The organism is Bacillus sp. 22475 (genome assembly GCF_052044835.1).
Taxonomy (GTDB): Bacteria; Bacillota; Bacilli; order Bacillales; family Bacillaceae_G; genus Bacillus_A; species Bacillus_A cereus.
This window is the reverse complement of record NZ_JBQENW010000085.1, coordinates 1-935: the sequence shown is the minus strand read 5'-3', so window position 1 is coordinate 935 and position 935 is coordinate 1. Positions and strand designations below refer to the sequence as shown.

The following is a 935-nucleotide window of genomic DNA, read 5'->3' as shown; positions in this document are numbered from 1 at the left end:
CAAAATGGTATGGCAAACAAGTCATTGTCGTATCGAAAACATTTGCTTCCAGCCAATTATGTTCTTGTTGTGGATATCAAAATAAAGACGTTAAAAATCTCAACCTACGTGAATGGGACTGTCCTTCTTGTCGTACAAACCATGATAGGGATATTAACGCAAGTATCAATCTAAAGAATGAAGCAATAAGGCTTCTAACCGCAAGGACTGCGGGGTTAGCCTAATCAATTAGAGTTCGATAAAACTCTTTACTTAGGAATCCCTCACTTCTAAACGAAGTGAAAGTGGGGGTAGTTCAAAAGATCATGTAAATTGAAATTAATGTAAATATTATGCATTTTTGTAAAAGACATTCATTGACACTTGTGTATATAAGTAACTATACTCGTTACATCAAATTGAATGCGTATTAATACGATTTCATTCTTATTACAAACATGTAAATATAAAAATAGAAAATCTCAATTTGATAAATACAATGGTAGAGGTGTTTATTTTAATGAAGCACAAATTAATTGCAACAGGTATCCTTGCAGGAGCTATATTATCCTATTCTTCAAATATTTTAGCAGATACTCATAAATTCCCTGATGTTCCTACATGGGCTGATAAATCTGTTAATTATTTAGTGGATAAACAGGTATTGAATGGTTATCCAGATGGAACTTTTGGCTCAAATGACTCATTAGACAGAGCTTCGGCTACAAAAATTATGACAAAAGTTTTAGGGATACAAATTGATCCTAATGCAAAACCATCTTTTACAGATTCACAAAACCACTGGGCTACTCCTTATATTGCTGCTGCTGAAAAAGCTGGTATTGTTAAAGGGGAAGGTAATGGAATCTTCAATCCATCCGGAAAAGTAACTCGCGCTGCTATGGCTACGATGCTAGTAAATGCATATAAACTACAAAGCACACCAAATCATAACG

General features: G+C 34.1%; 2 protein-coding genes. Both read left to right on the top strand.

All coding sequences use genetic code 11. The annotated features are described in order from the left end of the window. The coding region (locus tag ACTJJY_RS31890; protein WP_440607446.1) for a zinc ribbon domain-containing protein at positions 1–224 on the top strand (224 nt) is incomplete at its 5' end. A 275-nt stretch (positions 225–499) separates the two neighbouring features. Further along, the coding region (locus ACTJJY_RS31885; RefSeq protein WP_440607445.1) for an S-layer homology domain-containing protein at positions 500–935 on the top strand (436 nt) is incomplete at its 3' end.